Source organism: Roseobacter weihaiensis, assembly GCF_020622345.1.
GTDB lineage: Bacteria > Pseudomonadota > Alphaproteobacteria > Rhodobacterales > Rhodobacteraceae > Roseobacter > Roseobacter weihaiensis.
This window is the reverse complement of the sequence record NZ_JACNMO010000009.1, coordinates 62,072-78,482: the sequence shown is the minus strand read 5'-3', so window position 1 is coordinate 78,482 and position 16,411 is coordinate 62,072. Positions and strand designations below refer to the sequence as shown.

Here is a 16,411-nt window from a genome sequence, read left to right as displayed (position 1 = left end):
ATGACGAACAAAGAGGAGCCTCTCATGCCATCCCCGCTGCCCCTGGAAAACGGTCGGTTGACCGAGACGCAAAAGGCCGCCTACTGGCAGGACGGCTATCTCTTTCCCATCGAGGTCATGCCCGCGGCAGAGGCCCGCCGGATGCGCGCGGAACTGGAAGCGCTGGAGGCCGAGTGGCTTGATCGCGATCTGCCCCTGCCGCTCAGCACCTACAAACGGGTCAATGCGCATTGCGTGATGCCGCTGGCCCACCGGATCGGCTCCGACCCGCGCATCCTGGATGTGGTGGAGGGTATATTGGGCCCCGACATCATGATCTACGCCGTTGAATTCTTTATCAAAGAACCAAACACCCGCCATAAGGTGTCGATGCATCAGGACCTGACCTACTGGGGGCTTGGCGCCATCGACGGGCTGGTCACGGCCTGGCTTTCCCTGTCGCCCGCGACACCGGCCTCCGGCTGTATGGATTTTGTCCGGGGCTCGCATAAAAATGCGATCCTGCCGCATGAAGACACCTTTGCCGAAGACAATCTGCTGTCTCGCGGTCAGGAGGTGAAGGTCGAGGTCGACGCCGCAGACAAGATCCCGATCGAGATTCATCCCGGGCAGATTTCGCTGCACCACGGGCTGACCATTCACGGATCCGGGCCCAACACCACCGATGACCGCAGGATTGCTGCCGTCATCCGATACTGCACCCCGGATGTCACACAGCAGGTGGCGGATGTGGATTTCGCCCTGCTTGCCCGCGGACAGGACCGCTTTGGTCACTTTTCCAGCTTTCCTGCGCCCACGCGCAATTTTACGTCAGAGGCGCTCGCGCAATATGACGAAATCCGCGCGGCACAGGCCAAGGCCATGATGTCGGGCGCACAGAAACAAGGCAGCCTGTACAACTGATCCGGAGGACAAGCGGACGCGGACAGCCGACGCAAACAATCCGCACGCGCCACCTTTTCCTTTGCTGCGGCGTCGGCTAGATGAACGCGCAACGCAACAGAGGACGCGGAACATGGCGCTGGACAAGACATTTGACGCAAAAGAGGCGGAAGCACGCCTCTATGCCGCCTGGGAGAAAGCCGGGGCGTTCAAGGCCGGGGTCAATGCGACACGCGACGAGACGTTCTCCATCATGATCCCGCCGCCCAATGTGACGGGCAGCCTGCACATGGGCCACGCCTTCAACAACACGCTGCAGGACATTCTGGTCCGCTGGCATCGCATGCGCGGGTTTGACACGCTCTGGCAACCGGGGACCGATCACGCCGGGATCGCCACGCAGATGGTCACCGAACGCGAGATGATGCTGAACCAGGAACCCAACCGCCAAACCATGGGCCGCGAGAAGTTCGTGGAACGCGTCTGGCAGCAGAAGGTCGCCTCGCGCGGCACGATCATCGGGCAATTGAAGCGTCTCGGCGCGTCCTGTGACTGGTCCCGCGAGGCCTTTACCATGGGCGGCGCGCCGGGCGATCCGGACGCGGGCCAGGGGCCGAACTTCCACGATGCGGTCATCAAGGTCTTCGTGGACATGTACAACAAGGGCCTGATCTACCGTGGTAAGCGGCTGGTGAACTGGGACCCGCATTTCGAGACCGCGATCTCCGATCTGGAGGTCGAGAACATCGAAGTCGATGGCCATATGTGGCACTTCAAGTACCCGCTGGCGGAGGGTCAGACCTACGAGTACGTGGAGAAGGACGCGGACGGCAACGAGGTGCTACGCGAGACCCGCGATTACATCTCCATTGCGACCACGCGGCCCGAGACCATGCTGGGCGACGGGGCTGTTGCTGTTCACCCATCGGATGAACGCTATGCGCCAATTATCGGAAAGCTATGTGAAATTCCTGTTGGCCCCAAAGAGCATCGCCGCCTGATCCCGATCATCACCGATGAATACCCGGACCCGGAGTTTGGCTCTGGCGCGGTCAAGATCACCGGCGCGCATGATTTCAACGACTATGCCGTTGCCAAGCGCGGCGGCATCCCGCTCTACCGGCTGATGGACACCAAGGCCTCCATGCGGGAGGACGGTGCCCCCTATGCGGAGGCCGCCGCCATCGCCATGGCCGTGGCAAAGGGGGAGCGGACCTTGACCGAGGCCGAGGCCGATGCGGTCAACCTCGTGCCGGATGATCTACGCGGGCTTGACCGTTTCGTGGCACGCAAGGCGGTCGTCAAACAGATCACCGCCGAAGGGCTGGCGGTCATGGTGCCTGTCACGGACCCGGACCCCGAAGACGCGTTTTTGCCGGTCGACGAGCCTTTTCTTGAGCCGCTGGTCGAAGCGAAAAAGATCATGCAACCCTTCGGCGACCGCTCCAAGGTGGTTATTGAGCCGATGCTAACGGATCAGTGGTTCGTCGATGCGGAGAAGATCGTTCGGCCCGCCATTGACGCGGTGCGCTCGGGCGAGGTGGAGATTTTCCCCGAGCAGGACAAAAAGGTCTATTTCAACTGGCTGGAAAACATCGAACCCTGGTGCATCTCGCGCCAGCTCTGGTGGGGGCATCAGATTCCGGTGTGGTATTTTTACAAAACTAAAGCCAGAACAGATAGATATGGCTTAGAGTTCGAGCAGGACTTGACAGCTATTGTTTCAATCTGCGCAGCAACTGAGGTTGATGCGATTACCAAACTCAAAGATGAACTTGGCGATCTGAGATTTGTAGTCGTTGAAAATGAGAGCGCTGCTTTTGAACATACATCAAATCGCGCTGGCGGGATCGCGTTGTGGCGCGACCCCGACGTGCTCGACACCTGGTTCTCCTCCGGCCTCTGGCCCATCGGGACGCTGGGCTGGACGGGCGACGCCGAGACAGATGCCCAGAACGAAGCGCTGCAAAAATACTTCCCCACCTCCGTGCTGATCACCGGGTTTGACATCATCTTCTTCTGGGTCGCACGGATGATGATGATGCAATACGCCGTTGTCGGCCAGAAACCCTTCGACACCGTCTATGTCCACGCGCTGGTGCGTGACGAGACCGGCAAGAAGATGTCGAAATCCCTGGGCAACGTGCTCGACCCGCTGGAGCTGATCGATGAGTACGGCGCGGATGCGGTGCGCTTTACGCTCACCGCTATGGCTGCGATGGGGCGCGACCTTAAACTCTCCACACAACGTATTGCGGGCTATCGTAATTTTGGCACCAAACTCTGGAACGCCTGCCGCTTTGCGGAGATGAATGACGTCTTTGCCGCCCGCAGCGACGGCATCCCGGCACCCGAGGCGGCGGTCAACAAGTGGATCATCGGCGAGACCGCCAAGGTGCGCGAAGAAATCGATGCAAGTCTGGCGAACTACCGCTTCAACGATGCCGCTAGTGCCGCCTACGGTTTCGTCTGGGGCAAGGTCTGCGACTGGTATGTGGAGCTTTCCAAACCGCTCTTGCAGGATGAGGCCAACACCGCCTTTGCCCCCGAGACCCGCGCCACCATGGCCTGGGTGCTGGATCAATGCATGATCCTGCTGCACCCGATCATGCCCTTTATCACCGAAGAGCTCTGGGCTGCCACGGGCACGCGCGCCAAGATGCTCGTCCATGCCGATTGGCCAACCTACAGCGCGGCCGATCTGGTGGACACCGACGCGGATATGGAGCTCAACTGGGTCATCACGCTCATCGAGGCGATCCGCTCCGCCCGCGCGCAGATGCATGTCCCCGCAGGGCTTTACGTGCCGCTGCTGGTCACCGACATCAGCCCCAAGGGAGAGACCGCCTGGACCCGCAATGAGGTGATGATAAAGCGGCTGGCCCGCGTCGAGGCGCTGGACCGGGCGGAGAGCTTTCCAAAGGGGACCGTTTCGCTGGCCGTGCCCGGGGCCAGCTTCGGCCTGCCGCTCGCCGACATCATCGACATCGGCGAGGAGAAAGCGCGGCTGGAAAAATCGCTGGGCAAGCTCGCCAAGGAACTGGGCGGGCTGCGGGGGCGGTTGAATAACCCGAAATTCGCAGCCTCCGCCCCGCCGGAGGTGGTCGAGGAAACCCGCGCCAATCTGGCCCTGCGCGAAGAGGAAGAGGCCAAGCTGCAAGAGGCGCTCGCGCGGCTGGCCGAACTGGGGTAGACTGCGGCCATGCGCAGCTTCAGGACCCTTGTGGAACGCCAGATTGCCAAGGCACGGGCCAGCGGAAAACTCAGCGGCTTGACGGGCGAAGGCAAGCCGCTGCCCGAGCGTCCGATTGAGACCAGTGAGGCGGCGGCCCTCTCTGCCGGCATGCGCATCATGGCCGAGGCGGGTGTGGTGCCAGAGGAGTTCACCCTCAAAAAGCAACTTGATGAAACGCGAAAGGCTTACACGGACTGCACGTCAGAGGCTGAGCGCAAGGCTCTGATGGCCCGGATCGCCGACCTGGAACTGCGCTACGAGATCGCGCGGGAAGCGCGCAAAAAGTTCATCAGCTGAGCCGCGGCGACCGGCAGGCTATTTGAAGACGGCGGCCCGTTTGCCGAATTGCGCGGCGATCACCTCCATCTGCTCGGGCTGGCCCAAGAGGGCGGCTTGCGCCTCGGCCTCCGCCACGAGCACCTCATGCGGTGAGGCCAGGTGCGCCTGCGCGCAGAGCCGCTTGGCCGCGCGGATCGCATTGGGCCCCTTGGCCGCAATGGTTTGCGCCAGCGCTTGCGCGGCAGCCAGCGGGTCCGCCGCAACCTCGGTGACCAGCCCCCAACGTTCGGCCTGCGCCGCCTCCACCGGTTCAGCGGTGTAGATCAGACGTTTCATGACGTCATCGCGCACCAGACGCGGCAAAAGCACCATGCCGCCCATATCCGGGATCAGCCCCCATTTCATCTCCATCACAGCGAGCTTGGCCTGCGGCGCGGCGATGCGGATGTCGGCCCCTAGCGCCAGTTGCAGGCCTGCGCCATAGACCGCCCCCTGCAACGCGGCGATGACGGGCAGATCCAGCCGGTGCCAGACCATTGCGACCTCCTGCCAGCGGTTGGTTGTGCCGGCACCATGGGTGCGCGGGCAAATCAACGCCTGCATGTCCTGTCCGATCATCTTTGTCAGGCCCGAGATATCGATCCCGGCGCAGAAATCATCGCCCGCAGCAGAGAGAACCACCACACGAGCGCTGCTTTCCGAGACCGCGCGACCCGCATCAATCAACGCGTCGATCATCTCATCATCCATGGCGTTTTTCTTTTCAGGCCGATTCAGGATGACATGGGCGATGTGGTCTTGTTCACTGAAATCGACGCGCGGCATTTGACATTCTCCTTTTGGGCCGGGTGTAGGAAACCTGACACAGATCGAATTACCACAGAAACGTCGCGGCACGGGGGTCTTGCCGAGAACCCGGGCGTTGATTTATTACGCGGCATGACTCATTTCAGACTTACTCATATTGCAGATGCCCTTCCCGCGAACGTACCTTTTGTCGGCCCGGAAACGCAGGAAAGAGAGCGCCAACAGAGGTTTGACGCACGTTTGGGCGCTAATGAAAACGTCTTTGGCCCCTCACCCAGTGCGATTCGCGCCATGGCGGAGACGCCGCAGTGGATGTACGGCGATCCTGAGAATCATGATTTGCGGCACGCCATTGCCCGGCACCTGAAAACCCGCCCGGAGTGTATCATGGTCGGGGAAGGTATCGACGGGTTGCTGTCTTACCTGGTGCGCCTTTTTGTGGCCCCAGGCGATCCGGTTGTGACCTCGGACGGGGCCTATCCCACCTTCAATTACCACGCGACAGGCTTTGGCGGCATCGTGCACAAGGTGCCCTACAACAACGACTTCGAAGACCCGCAGGCGCTGTTCGCCAAGGCCGGAGAGGTCGACGCAAAGCTTGTGTATCTGGCCAATCCGGACAATCCGATGGGCAGTGCCCACAAGGGCGAAGATCTGTGCAGCGCCCTGGACGATCTGCCGCTGGGCTCCCTTCTGGTGCTGGATGAGGCCTATATCGAATGCGCCCCGAAGGGGACATCGCCGGATCTGGCGTTTGACGATCCCAGAGTGATCCGGTTGCGCACCTTTTCAAAGGCCTACGGGCTGGCAGGCGCGCGTATCGGATATGCCATCGGGGCCCCGGAGCTGATCGCTGCCTTCAACAAGGTACGCAACCACTTCGGCATGAACCGATCCGCGCAGGAAGGCGCGCTGGCAGCGCTTGCCGACCAGACGTGGCTCCGGTCGGTGCTGGCGCGGATCGCCTCCTCGCGGCTGCGGATCGGGAAAATATCGCGCGACTGCGGGTTGACCCCCCTTCCCTCCGCGACGAACTTCGTGGCCATTGATTGCGGTGGCGGTGGCGGCTTTGCAGCCAGGGTTCTCGAAGAGCTGATCTCCTACGGCGTTTTTGTCCGCATGCCCTTCGCGGCACCGCAAAACCGCTGCATCCGGGTCAGCTGCGGCACGCCCGCGGACCTCGACATTCTGGCCGAAGCCCTGCCGGCGGCGCTGCGGCAGGCAGAAAACAGCTGACGTTGCGGCACGCCGGTCTATACTCCTTTCGCAGTGATGGATCGGCGAGGTGTGATATGGAAAATCACAAACTTGGACGCGCACCGAATTTCACCGGGGCCTGTATCGTGATGTTCGGGGTCAATCTGGCCTGGGTTTTACTGTTCCTGTTTGCCGTTTACGGGCTGGTGGCGGCTGTCTTTCTGGGCCTTGTGGTCAATCACTGGGTCACCTGGGTGGAGCATCGCCGCCGGATGGCCGAGCAGGCCCATGCCCGACCGCCCGCCGGCTAGCGACCGGCAATCGCCTGTGCTGCGGCCTCCAGCGCTCCCTTGCCGTGGTCTATGTCAAGCGCCGTCAGCCCCGCCTCTATCCCGCCGAGCAACCCCATAATCATATGGCCGTTGACATGTCCCATGTGGCCAAGCCGGAAAAACCCGTGCCAGGCCGGGTCGCCGGGCGGCGCCATGCCAAGCCCGATCCCGAGCGTGAGCCCCAACTCCTTTTGGGTCCAGTCGCGCAGGGCCGTGGCTTGCGGGCTCTCCAATCGAAGGGAGGTCACCGCATGACTGCGGTGCGCCGGGTCCGCCACGTTCAGAGCAAGCTTGCCCTGCCCGCCCCAGGCCTCGCAGGCCGCCCAGATTGCCCGCGCCAGAACGCCATGGCGCTGCCAGACGGCCTCCATCCCTTCCGCGTGGATCAGGTCAAGCGCCTTGCGCAATCCATAGACGTGATGCGTGGGCGCTGTTCCGTTCCAGTATTGAAAGAACTCCTCCGGTGCGGCGCGCGGCACCCAATCCCAATAGCGGCTCACCCGGGACATCCTCGCGCGCGCCCCGGCAGCCTTGTCGTTGAAAAAGACAAATCCCACACCCGGCGGCACCATCAGCCCCTTCTGGCAGCCGGTGATCATGACGTCGACACCCCAGCCATCCATTTCAAAGACGTCACACCCCAGCGAGGCGATACAGTCAGCCATCAGCAAGGCAGGGTGACCGGCCTCGTCCATCACCGCCCGCAGGGCCGCGATATCGTTGCGCACCGAGGTGGAGGTATCGACATGCACGGCCAAAACCGCCTTGATCTTGTGGTCCGTATCCGCTCTGAGCCGGTCGCCGATGCGCGCCATGTCCATCGGCGCGGATTGACCAAAATCCAGCATCTCCGTCTTGATACCCAGCCCGGTTGCCATATCGGCCCACCCATGGGCAAAGCGGCCAGTGGCCGGGACCAGAACCGTCTCGCCGGGGGCGACCGTGTTGGCCAGTGCCGCCTCCCAGGTGGCATGACCGTTGCCAATGTAGATCGCCACATCGTGCTTGGTGCGAGCGACCCGTTTCAGATCAGCGATCAGGTCGGGCATCATGTCGGGCAGCTCACCCGCGTAGATGTTCGGTGCAGCCCGATGCATCGCTTGCAACACCGCATCCGGCATCACGGAAGGCCCGGGGATCGCGAGATAATCACGTCCCGCCGACAGGTTGGGCTTTTGGGTCATAGGGGCTGTCCTTTTGTTTCTCGGCAACAGTAGCGTTTTGATACCCACGGTCAATTGCCGCGACGCTTGGCATCACACCGCCCCACAGCAGAGATCAGAGACCCTGTCCGCGAACCGGCGCCACGCCCGCCCTGACAAAGCCTCCCGATGCGCGACAACGGTCAACCCTCTGCAACTCTGCTCCGATGGCTCTAGCTCGGCGATCTGCGCAAGCACATTGGCCTGCTCTCGATCGCGATCGTGTTCATGATCCTCGAAAGCTCCGTGCTGAGAGCGCTGGCTTATCTCATGCAGCCGGTGTTCGATCAGGTATTTATCACAGGCGAGAAATCCATCCTGTTTGTGGTCAGCCTCATGCTCTTTGGCGTTTTTGTCGTGCGGGCCTTTTCCGGGTGATCCAGAAGGTGGTGCTGACGCGGATCTCAGAGCGAACAACGGCCGAGGTGCGCAATGACCTGCTGGCCCGGATGATGCAGCAGGACGGGGCGTTTCACCAGACCCAATCGCCGGGCTAGCTGATCCAGCGGGTCCAGACAGACGTCACGCAAATCAATAACGTCTGGCGGGCGATCATCACCGGGGCCGAAGCGTCCGGGGCCGGTAAATCCATAATCTTCAATCCGCTGACCGGTCTGATTGATCCCGCAAAGGGTCCGGTGCGCATCGGCGGTGTGGCAACCAATGAGATGGCGCTGCAAGACCTGCGCAGCCTGTGCTCTGTGGTGACGCAAGAAGCGCTGCTCTTTGACGGGACCTTGCGGGAGCAGACGCTGACGGGGCGCACCGATGTCACCAAGGCAGAGCTGACGGCTGCGCCTGATGCCGCAAATGTCAGCGATTTTCTCGACAAGTTGCCAGAGGGGCTGGACACAAAGGTCGGGCCCCGTGGCTCCGGGCTCTCCGGCGGGCAGCGCCAGCGCGCGGTGATCGCGCGGGCGCTTTTTGCGCAGCACGCCGATCCTGCTAATGAATGAGGCAAAACCAGCCTTCGGCATGTGGTGCGGCAGGCGCTCGACACGCTCTCTGCGGGCAGGACCGCATTGGTGATCGCGCCCCGCCTCTCAACCGTATGCCGGGGTCGACAGGATCGTCGTCAGGACCGTGGGCACGTGATGGGGTTTCCGTGGATCTCTACAGGCTGCGGTTTCAGGATGGCAAGATAGTAGCCGATACCCCCACCATCAGCCCAAGGCAAAAGCCCGATCCCGTCCCGAGAGGCAACGCGTGGCTCTCTGCAGCAGATCAGTGCGCTTTTCACCGGTTAGCTGCGGTAGGTGTCAGCCAGTTGTTTCGGACAGACCCCGCCGAAATAGCGTGCAAGGGTCCAGAGATTGCGCGTCCCACGGCGCAGCCAGCCTTGTTTCTTGTAGCGCACCGCACTTGTCACCGCGACCGCATCGATGCAGGTCAGCTGGCCCCTCAGCGCCCGCGCGATGGCCACATCTTCCATCAGGGGCTGGGATGGGTATCCGCCAACCCGGTCATAAAGCGCAGCAGGCAGCAAAAGCCCCTGATCGCCGTAAGGCAGACCACAATGGCTGCGCAGGTTGGCCCAGCACGCAACGACCCGTCCGGCCAGACCGCCATCATCAAAGGCCAGGTTGAACCAGCCCGCCTTGTGATGCTCAAGATGCTTGATGACCGGACCGACCCAACCGTCGCGCAGTTGTGTATCCGCATGCAGCACCAGAAACCAGCGCCCCTGAGCGACCGCACAGCCGCGCGCAAGCTGCGCCCCGCGAGACGCCGTGCCGTCGACAACCTCCGCTCCCCAGGCCTTGGCAAGTTCGACCGTGTCATCCCGCGAGCCGCCGTCGCTGACGATCACCTCACGAATGAGACCCACCTCAAGCCCGGGCATGAGAGACATCAAACAGGGCCCCAAATGCTCTTGCGCATTCAGGGTCGGAATTATCACCGAAATCGGTGCGCGCATTGTGCTACCCCTTCCAACTGGCGGCCACGTGGTTATATCCCTCCCAAACAGCGTTGAGGAGCCCCCATGACCAAACGTCGCATTCTGAAGCTTACGGGCAACGATAAGACCGAATTCCTGCAGGGCCTCGTGACGAACGACGTGAACCGGATCGAAAACGGTCTGGTCTATGCGGCGATGTTGACCCCACAAGGTAAATATATCGCTGATTTTTTCATCGCCAAGACAGACGGCGGGATGTTGCTCGACGTGGCCGAGAGCCATGGCGATATGCTCTTCCAACGGCTGTCGATGTACAAGCTGCGCGCCGATGTCTCCATCGCACCTGCCGACCTGCATCTGCACCGCGGTCTGGGAGATGCCCCGGAGGACGCCCTGCCCGACCCCCGGCATGCCGCCCTTGGCTGGCGCGCCTATCGCGAAACGCCACAGGAGGACGATGATACCGATTGGACAGCCCTGCGGGTGGCGCATCAGATCCCCGAAACAGGGATCGAGCTGACCCCCGACACCTTTATCCTGGAGGTCGGCTTTGAGCGTCTGTCCGGCGTCGATTTTCGCAAAGGCTGCTATGTCGGCCAGGAAGTCACCGCGCGGATGCAACACAAGACCGAACTGCGCAAGGGGTTGGCTCAGGTCTCCGTTGAAGGTCCGGCGGATCAGGGGGCGGAAATTGTGGCAAATGGCAAACCCGCCGGCACCCTGCTGAGCCGCGCCGATGACAAGGCGCTCGCCTATCTGCGCTTTGACCGTGCCACGGGCCCCATGCAGGCCGGCGATGCGGTGATCACCCGCCTGACCTGACAGAAACAGCGCCGCGGTCTGGCTCCCCGTTCAGCCCGTGGGGCGCGGGCCCTGCCAGCCGCGGCTGTGCCTATGCCCGCTCGGCATATTCCATTGTCTCTGTATTGACGATGATATCCTCGTCCTGCCCCACGAACGGCGGCACCATAACCTTGACACCGTTCTCCAGAATCGCCGGTTTGAAGGAATTGGCAGCCGTCTGACCTTTGACCACCGGCTCGGTCTCGACGATTTTGCAGGTCACCTTCTGGGGTAACGTTGCGTTAAGCGCTTCCTCTTCATAGAACTCCACAACGATTGTCATGCCGTCCTGAAGGAAGGGCCGACGCTCTCCCAGGAGCTCTGCGGGAAGCTGGATTTGCTCGTAGGTTTCAGTGTCCATGACCACCAGCATGCCCGCATCTTCATAGAGAAACGTCTGGTCTTTCTGCTCCAACCGGACGCGCTCAACCTTGTCCGCGGAACGAAAACGCTCGTTCAGCTTGGACCCGTTTCGAAGGTTGCGCAGCTCAACCTGCGCGAAAGCGCCGCCTTTTCCGGGCTTTACGTGATCGACTTTGACCGCGGCCCAAAGACCGCCGTTATGTTCCAGAACGTTCCCGGGCCGGATCTCGTTTCCGTTGACTTTAGGCATATGACAAAACCATGGCAAAAGGTTGATGATAGGTTACGCGCCCCTATATCTGGGTGCATGAGGCGTGACAAGACAACGATATATCGTGCTGCACCCGCAGAAAGCCATGCGGATACTGCATATGAGCTATGCGAATAGAGGGTATCCGAATCGACTAAACTGTTCCATAAGGAACTTCACGCCGAAAAAGACAAGAGCAAGAATAATGGAAAGGACGACGAGATGAAAGATTTCGTTGACGGCACCGCCTTCAATAACGAACAAGGCAATCGTGCGCGTAAACTTTTTGCAGCCGTTGTACTGGCTGCTTTGGACGACGCTATTGCGGATGACAAGAAATACGGCAACGGCCCTGAGCAGATCGCCCGCTGGGCACGGTCGCGCGACGGGCGCGAAGTTCTGAGCTGTGCCGGGATCGACCCCAACGAACGTGTGGTCGAAGGACTGATGGATTTCGTTGGCAAGGGCGTCCGGACATCTGTCGCGCTTTCCCGCGAAGAATCCGAACGTCGCAATGCAGCACAACAGGCCGAAGCGGCATAAAACCACGTTGAGTTTATCAAGGCGCGCCCCCCTTTGCGGGCGCGTTTTTTTTATCCGTCGATAAAGAAGAATAACCACTGGCGGATGACCCAGATTTCTGCCGCCAGCAAGGCGGCGACCAACAGGACCGTTGGCCAGCGCAAGCGTTGGCCCCACAAGGAAATGGCGGCGATTGTTGCGGCAGCAGCCTCTATGGGGGCGATCACCATCGCACCACGGGTTCTGTCCCAATAGCTTACCGGGCTTTCGAACACCCATCCCGAAAGCGGCCAGAAATGCGGTCGGCCGTCATCATGGTGCAGCGGAAAATCGAGGCAGAGATGCAACAGCGCCGCCCCGGTCAGCGCAATGCCCCAGCCAGATCTGCGCCAAAGCGCCACGGCCAGCAGACCGCCCCACACGAAAAACGAATTATCGATGGCAAAGATCGTCTGCCAAGTATCCGAAAAATAAAGCTCGTCGAAAACGACCTGCGGCGGAATGTCCAGCAGGAAAAGCGCTGTGCCCGCCATCAGATAGAGCGACAAATCCGGCAGTAGTGCGCCGATAAGGGCCGCCACGAAGACACCTCGGCCCGGGCCTCGGCCCAGAACCGCGGCACCGATCAACACATGCGCAGGTGTGTTCACGAAACCGTCAACCGGTCCACCGCAGACACATCTGTAACACTCCCTATCTGCAGATTTCGGGACGAGCCAGTACTATCCCTATCTGGGCACGTGGCACCTTGTGACACTCGAGTGGCCCATGTCGGTGAAAAAGCGCGCTTCACTGCCCTTGGACCCTGCCCTTTGCCACGCCGCCTACTCGAGAGACTGTGCTGTAAGGGCCCTGTGGATCTCGCGGCGAACCAGTTTACGGACGTTTCGCGTAATCCGCTGCCCCAATTCTCCCTGAAGCTCGGATCGAACGATTTCAGCAACAATTGCACGCAAAGCGTCTTCGTCGACGCCCCCCCCGATGCGCGCCTTTTCCATTGCCAAATCGTTGGCGGCCGTCTCAACCAGGGAGGCAGAGGGCGCATCGCTCTGGTTCAGAGGTTTGCCGGTAGCATCCAGTTCGATATCGTCCCGCCATTTCATGGCGGGGGATTGCGTACCGGCATAGGCGTCTTGCACGTCGCCATCAGGCTCCCACTGATCCGCGGTCTTGGCAATCGCCGTTTCCAGCGCGGCGATCTTTGCGCTGAGGTCGGAAAAATCACCATGTTTGAGATCGGTGGCCTTTGCCTGAACCGACACAGAATGGGACGGCACAGCCTGCTGCGGGTCTTTTTCACGGGCGGTATCGGCCGGCTCTTTGGTCCCGCCCGGTACTGACAACGGTGGTTCTTCGAATTCATGCCAGTGCTCTGCGGGCGGCACCGCGTCTTCGGGCATCAAGCGGAGTACATCCTGATCAGGCACCCGCAATTTCGGTGTTAAAACGAACCTGTCCATCGGCGTTGCGTGCTCCTTGAAACTGACGGGATGGGTCTGTTCACCAACAAAGCGGCGAACGGATGCCAGAACATCCTCTGCTTCCGAACGAATAACCGGTTCTGTCATAACCACACCATTTAAAACCCCACAGGCATCTTAGCGCGCAGGGTTTCATCATTCAATGGCCGGGGAAATCAGTTCCGCTGGATCGATTTTATCACGCGATCAAGCTGTCTGCCCTGTCGTGACCGGGCCGTCGGCGCGTCATCCACCAAATCATAATAGGCAACGGGGTCATAGATTTGCACGCCCAGGTTCAGATCGCGCGCAGTCAGCCGGCCCGTCGCCTCCAGAACCGTGTAGGCCGCGATGTAGAGGTTGGCCTCATCCGAAATCCGGGCGGTTTCCGCATCAAGCAGATCCTGCTCTGCATCAAGCACGTCCAGCGTCGTTCGCGCCCCCAGCGTTGCCTCTTCCCGCACGCCCTGGAATGCGATCCGTGACGCGCGAATACGCTCCTCACTCGCCGCGAGACTGGCCCGCTGTGCCGCCAAGGCCGCATAGGCATTGCCAACATCCTGAGACACGGTTTTCTGCACCTCGTAGAGGCTGCCCAGCTCCAGATCGCGCAACGCAATTGCGCGGCGTATGCTGGCGCTGATCGCACCGCCCTGATAGATCGGACCGCTCAGTTCAACGCCAAACCGTCCGACGTTGGAGTAATCGCTGCCGTCCAGATCATCATTCACTGTCAAAGAGCCAAAGGCCGAGACGGTGGGGTTCAAGGCGGCTTCGGCGCGCAGAATATTCAACTCTGATGCCGCAACGGCGTGCTTTGCCGACAATAAGTCAGGATGCGTTTGCAGCGCACGTGCGCGGGCCACTTCACTGTCGGCTTCAAGCTGCGGCAATCTGGGGGGCGTGGCAATCTGACCGGGCTCGCGTCCGACCACATTGACGTATTCCTCTACAGCTTGCATCAGATCACCCTGCGCCGTCGCCAGACCGCTCCGTGCCTCTGCGAGGCTCGATTCAGCCTGTGCCACATCTGTCCGCGTCACTTCACCAACCTCAAAACGATCCTGTGCCGCGCGCAATTCCTCTTGCAGAAGTCGCAGGTTGTTTTGTCGCAGTTGCACAACGTCACGGTTTGCATAGACGCTGAGATAGGCGCTTACGGCACGCAAAAGCACCTGCTGCTCGATGCTGATAAGATCCTGACGTGTGGAGAGGACGGTTTCCTTTGCCGCCTCCACCGACAACGCCGATGCCCCACCATCAAAAAGCAACAGACTTGCGGCAAGCCCCAGATCGGCATCGGTGTTGTTAATGTCCGACGATGATGAACCGACACTACTTGTCGTTGTCCGCCTGTCGCCATATTCCTGTGAGATCGAAGCCGTGTAGGTGATGATGGGCCTGAGCGCCGCCACTGCGCCTGCGACATCTTCGTCAGCAGCACGCAGCAACGCACGGTTTTGATCCAGCAGGCCACTGTTCTGATAGGCCCCGACCAGAGCGTCAGCCAATGTCTCGGCCTGCGCCGTCGTCGCCATCAGGCCCGCCCACAGACCCAGCACAAGCGTACCGCTGCGCAAGACGCGTTTCACTTTCTGCACTTCCATCATGACTGCCATCTTTGTCATCTCTCCAAGATCACCTGTGTGCTGGATCGTTCCATCTCAGAAATGGAACGCGGGCGCACTCTCAAAGCCCGGCAATACCGGCGCACCTGCATTAAAGGCACTGCGCCAGGAAATAAGGCCGTTTTGCTTTCTGCCAATACGAACTTCCCCCAAAGGACCGTCCATGAAGAGGCATGCAATCCGACCGTCGTCTTTCAGCTGCGCGACCAACGCATCTGGCAGCTTTACGATTCCCCCCTGAACCACGATCACATCGTAGGGGCCATGCTGCGCCGCCCCCTCAACCAGGGGGCCATTGTGCAGGATCACGTTGTCGATGCCTGCCGCCGAAAGGGCATCCTGTGCTTCACTTGCCAGCGCCTCGTCTTCTTCAACCGCAACAACCGCCTCGGCCATCCGCGCAATTACCGCAGCTGAATAGCCCAGCGCGGACCCGACATCCAAAACGAGCTCATCGACCGAAATATCGAGATTGTCCAGCATCTTGGCCAGCGTTCTGGGTTCGAGGATCACGCGGCCCTCCTCCAGTTCCAGATTTTCGCCAACATAGGCTGCCTCCCGTTGGGCAGCGGGCACGAAGTCCTCCCGCTGGATCGTCAGCATAGCCTCGATAATCGGAAATTTGGTCACATCTGCCGGGCGCACCTGAGTGTCCACCATAGTTGTACGACGCGCTGAAAAGTCGGGCATTCGGCTAAACTCATCTGTCCAGAAAACTCTTGTACCCGTGTGGCACATCTGACTGCGGCCAGCAACGCTTGAGAGCAGTATTTTGACGACCTGTGACACTTGCGGCACCCTTGAATATCGGATAGCAGTCTCGGCACACCACCAGAGGCGAGTTGGCGGAGTGGTGACGCAGCGGATTGCAAATCCGTGTACACCGGTTCGATTCCGGTACTCGCCTCCATTTATTTTCAATGACTTAGTTGATTTTTGCGTGACTGCGAGGCCGCATTTTACAAACCATTTTACAATTCTGTTCACGACTTACCCCTTTTAGCAGTGTTCAAAAGGGTCAAAACATCATCGGATTCATTGGGTGAAACCTGCGCATAGCGTTCAATCATGGCCGCCGCTGTGCGCAGCGACCAGCCCATGCATCCCGCGATCTGTGATAAAGAAAGCCCAGCGCGTAGGAGACGTGTCGCGGCGGTGCCCCGGGCATCGTAAAGTCGCAAGTCATAGCCGATCTTTTCCGGTGACAGTCCCACCTTGTCGCGCCACTGGCGCACGCCCTCAGAGGCGCGGTGTTCCGTTAATTGCCCGCCGCTGGCATTCGTCAGGATAAGAAACCTGTCATCTGGCGTGGAATCCACCACTTTCGCCATTTGTGTGCTGAAACGCGCTTGTAGCTCCCATCGAGAAACTCCCCACAAAACCAAAGAAGCCTCTGAATCGCAGATCACGCGTCATGTCGTAACTGTGGGAGTGGCGCACCGCTTACAGCACACCTCGTTCTGCGGCAAACAACTAGGTGATACGCCGTTATCGGGGTGAGATAGCTGGGA

The 16,411-nt window shown here is 60.5% G+C and carries 19 protein-coding genes and 1 tRNA gene; 11 read left to right on the top strand and 9 right to left on the bottom strand.

The genetic code is table 11. The features are described 5' to 3' along the window. Window positions 1-24 precede the first annotated feature (24 nt). The 3 genes from H7847_RS12145 to H7847_RS12135 all read left to right on the top strand — a co-directional run bounded on the left by H7847_RS12145 (window position 25) and on the right by H7847_RS12135 (window position 4,414). On the top strand, window positions 25-903 hold the full coding sequence (locus H7847_RS12145) for a phytanoyl-CoA dioxygenase family protein (protein WP_227269747.1): 879 nt from the start codon (window positions 25-27) through the stop codon (window positions 901-903). A 112-nt stretch (window positions 904-1,015) separates the two neighbouring features. Further along, entirely contained in the window at window positions 1,016-4,075 is a 3,060-nt protein-coding gene (locus H7847_RS12140; RefSeq protein WP_227269746.1) for a valine--tRNA ligase, read from the top strand. Window positions 4,076-4,084: 9 nt separating this feature from the next. Beyond that, the gene (locus tag H7847_RS12135) at window positions 4,085-4,414 is read left to right on the top strand and encodes a DnaJ family domain-containing protein (RefSeq protein WP_227269745.1); all 330 of its coding nucleotides are present in this window, start codon (window positions 4,085-4,087) and stop codon (window positions 4,412-4,414) included. A gap of 18 nt (window positions 4,415-4,432) precedes the next feature. Here H7847_RS12135 and H7847_RS12130 read toward each other — a convergent pair whose 3' ends face one another. After that, window positions 4,433-5,221, bottom strand: coding sequence for a crotonase/enoyl-CoA hydratase family protein (locus H7847_RS12130; protein WP_227269744.1), 789 nt, complete (start codon window positions 5,219-5,221; stop codon window positions 4,433-4,435). A 114-nt stretch (window positions 5,222-5,335) separates the two neighbouring features. Between H7847_RS12130 and H7847_RS12125 the strand changes: the two genes are divergently transcribed. Both H7847_RS12125 and H7847_RS12120 read left to right on the top strand, forming a co-directional pair. Continuing rightward, window positions 5,336-6,439: a pyridoxal phosphate-dependent aminotransferase gene (locus H7847_RS12125; protein ID WP_227269743.1), complete on the top strand. Its 1,104-nt coding sequence runs from the start codon at window positions 5,336-5,338 to the stop codon at window positions 6,437-6,439. A gap of 56 nt (window positions 6,440-6,495) precedes the next feature. Beyond that, window positions 6,496-6,711, top strand: a complete 216-nt coding sequence (locus H7847_RS12120; protein WP_227269742.1) for a hypothetical protein — start codon at window positions 6,496-6,498, stop codon at window positions 6,709-6,711. Here the strand turns inward: H7847_RS12120 and H7847_RS12115 are convergent. Then, window positions 6,708-7,916, bottom strand: a complete 1,209-nt coding sequence (locus H7847_RS12115) for a pyridoxal-phosphate-dependent aminotransferase family protein (protein ID WP_227269741.1) — start codon at window positions 7,914-7,916, stop codon at window positions 6,708-6,710. The genes H7847_RS12120 and H7847_RS12115 overlap by 4 nt on opposite strands. Before the next feature lie 246 nt (window positions 7,917-8,162). Here H7847_RS12115 and H7847_RS12110 point away from each other — a divergent pair, with 246 nt between their 5' ends. The 3 genes from H7847_RS12110 to H7847_RS12105 are packed head-to-tail and all read left to right on the top strand — an operon-like array spanning window position 8,163 to window position 8,890. Further along, entirely contained in the window at window positions 8,163-8,312 is a 150-nt protein-coding gene (locus tag H7847_RS12110; RefSeq protein WP_227269740.1) for a hypothetical protein, read from the top strand. Beyond that, on the top strand, window positions 8,309-8,431 hold the full coding sequence (locus tag H7847_RS26740) for a hypothetical protein (protein WP_264479551.1): 123 nt from the start codon (window positions 8,309-8,311) through the stop codon (window positions 8,429-8,431). The genes H7847_RS12110 and H7847_RS26740 overlap by 4 nt, the downstream gene beginning before the upstream one ends. After that, a complete protein-coding gene (locus tag H7847_RS12105; RefSeq protein WP_319799767.1) occupies window positions 8,432-8,890 on the top strand; it encodes an ATP-binding cassette domain-containing protein in 459 nt (152 codons plus the stop codon). It abuts the gene before it with no gap. Between the two features lie 287 nt (window positions 8,891-9,177). Here H7847_RS12105 and H7847_RS12100 read toward each other — a convergent pair whose 3' ends face one another. Next, complete coding sequence (locus tag H7847_RS12100; protein WP_227269739.1) at window positions 9,178-9,852, bottom strand: TIGR04283 family arsenosugar biosynthesis glycosyltransferase; 675 nt, start codon at window positions 9,850-9,852, stop codon at window positions 9,178-9,180. A gap of 66 nt (window positions 9,853-9,918) precedes the next feature. On the opposite strand from H7847_RS12100, the gene ygfZ reads away from it, so the two are divergent. Next, a complete protein-coding gene (gene ygfZ / locus H7847_RS12095) occupies window positions 9,919-10,656 on the top strand; it encodes a CAF17-like 4Fe-4S cluster assembly/insertion protein YgfZ (RefSeq protein WP_227269738.1) in 738 nt (245 codons plus the stop codon). Window positions 10,657-10,726: 70 nt separating this feature from the next. Here ygfZ and efp read toward each other — a convergent pair whose 3' ends face one another. Beyond that, window positions 10,727-11,290, bottom strand: coding sequence for an elongation factor P (gene efp / locus H7847_RS12090; protein WP_227269737.1), 564 nt, complete (start codon window positions 11,288-11,290; stop codon window positions 10,727-10,729). Between the two features lie 222 nt (window positions 11,291-11,512). Here efp and H7847_RS12085 point away from each other — a divergent pair, with 222 nt between their 5' ends. Beyond that, window positions 11,513-11,833, top strand: a complete 321-nt coding sequence (locus tag H7847_RS12085) for a DUF6280 family protein (protein ID WP_011567985.1) — start codon at window positions 11,513-11,515, stop codon at window positions 11,831-11,833. 50 nt (window positions 11,834-11,883) lie between these two features. Here the strand turns inward: H7847_RS12085 and H7847_RS12080 are convergent, their stop codons facing one another. The 4 genes from H7847_RS12080 to H7847_RS12065 form a co-directional block, all read right to left on the bottom strand. Next, complete coding sequence (locus tag H7847_RS12080; RefSeq protein WP_227269736.1) at window positions 11,884-12,462, bottom strand: cobalamin biosynthesis protein CobQ; 579 nt, start codon at window positions 12,460-12,462, stop codon at window positions 11,884-11,886. A 174-nt stretch (window positions 12,463-12,636) separates the two neighbouring features. Beyond that, entirely contained in the window at window positions 12,637-13,380 is a 744-nt protein-coding gene (locus tag H7847_RS12075) for a hypothetical protein (protein WP_227269735.1), read from the bottom strand. Window positions 13,381-13,448: 68 nt separating this feature from the next. Beyond that, window positions 13,449-14,900, bottom strand: coding sequence for a TolC family outer membrane protein (locus H7847_RS12070; protein ID WP_406675992.1), 1,452 nt, complete (start codon window positions 14,898-14,900; stop codon window positions 13,449-13,451). A 36-nt stretch (window positions 14,901-14,936) separates the two neighbouring features. Next, window positions 14,937-15,590 carry a protein-L-isoaspartate O-methyltransferase family protein gene (locus tag H7847_RS12065; RefSeq protein ID WP_227269734.1) on the bottom strand — a complete coding sequence of 218 codons (654 nt, stop codon included), beginning with the start codon at window positions 15,588-15,590 and terminating at the stop codon, window positions 14,937-14,939. 146 nt (window positions 15,591-15,736) lie between these two features. Between H7847_RS12065 and H7847_RS12060 the strand changes: the two genes are divergently transcribed. Next, window positions 15,737-15,810, top strand: a tRNA-Cys gene (locus H7847_RS12060). 73 nt (window positions 15,811-15,883) lie between these two features. On the opposite strand, the gene H7847_RS12055 is transcribed toward H7847_RS12060, so the two are convergent. Continuing rightward, entirely contained in the window at window positions 15,884-16,309 is a 426-nt protein-coding gene (locus H7847_RS12055) for a tyrosine-type recombinase/integrase (RefSeq protein ID WP_227269733.1), read from the bottom strand. Window positions 16,310-16,411: the final 102 nt, after the last annotated feature.

What these genes read in the sequence shown, in the direction of transcription:
- H7847_RS12140 (WP_227269746.1), top strand. Translation starts at nt 1,016, where the DNA reads ATGGCGCTGGACAAGACATTTGACGCAAAAGAGGCGGAAGCACGCCTC.
- ygfZ (WP_227269738.1), top strand. Translation starts at nt 9,919, where the DNA reads ATGACCAAACGTCGCATTCTGAAGCTTACGGGCAACGATAAGACCGAA.
- H7847_RS12075 (WP_227269735.1), bottom strand. Translation starts at nt 13,380, where the DNA reads ATGACAGAACCGGTTATTCGTTCGGAAGCAGAGGATGTTCTGGCATCC.
- efp (WP_227269737.1), bottom strand. Translation starts at nt 11,290, where the DNA reads ATGCCTAAAGTCAACGGAAACGAGATCCGGCCCGGGAACGTTCTGGAA.
- H7847_RS12110 (WP_227269740.1), top strand. Translation starts at nt 8,163, where the DNA reads ATGATCCTCGAAAGCTCCGTGCTGAGAGCGCTGGCTTATCTCATGCAG.
- H7847_RS12145 (WP_227269747.1), top strand. Translation starts at nt 25, where the DNA reads ATGCCATCCCCGCTGCCCCTGGAAAACGGTCGGTTGACCGAGACGCAA.
- H7847_RS12115 (WP_227269741.1), bottom strand. Translation starts at nt 7,916, where the DNA reads ATGACCCAAAAGCCCAACCTGTCGGCGGGACGTGATTATCTCGCGATC.
- H7847_RS12070 (WP_406675992.1), bottom strand. Translation starts at nt 14,900, where the DNA reads ATGACAAAGATGGCAGTCATGATGGAAGTGCAGAAAGTGAAACGCGTC.
- H7847_RS12130 (WP_227269744.1), bottom strand. Translation starts at nt 5,221, where the DNA reads ATGCCGCGCGTCGATTTCAGTGAACAAGACCACATCGCCCATGTCATC.
- H7847_RS12065 (WP_227269734.1), bottom strand. Translation starts at nt 15,590, where the DNA reads ATGCCCGACTTTTCAGCGCGTCGTACAACTATGGTGGACACTCAGGTG.
- H7847_RS12125 (WP_227269743.1), top strand. Translation starts at nt 5,336, where the DNA reads ATGACTCATTTCAGACTTACTCATATTGCAGATGCCCTTCCCGCGAAC.
- H7847_RS12085 (WP_011567985.1), top strand. Translation starts at nt 11,513, where the DNA reads ATGAAAGATTTCGTTGACGGCACCGCCTTCAATAACGAACAAGGCAAT.
- H7847_RS12100 (WP_227269739.1), bottom strand. Translation starts at nt 9,852, where the DNA reads ATGCGCGCACCGATTTCGGTGATAATTCCGACCCTGAATGCGCAAGAG.
- H7847_RS12135 (WP_227269745.1), top strand. Translation starts at nt 4,085, where the DNA reads ATGCGCAGCTTCAGGACCCTTGTGGAACGCCAGATTGCCAAGGCACGG.
- H7847_RS12120 (WP_227269742.1), top strand. Translation starts at nt 6,496, where the DNA reads ATGGAAAATCACAAACTTGGACGCGCACCGAATTTCACCGGGGCCTGT.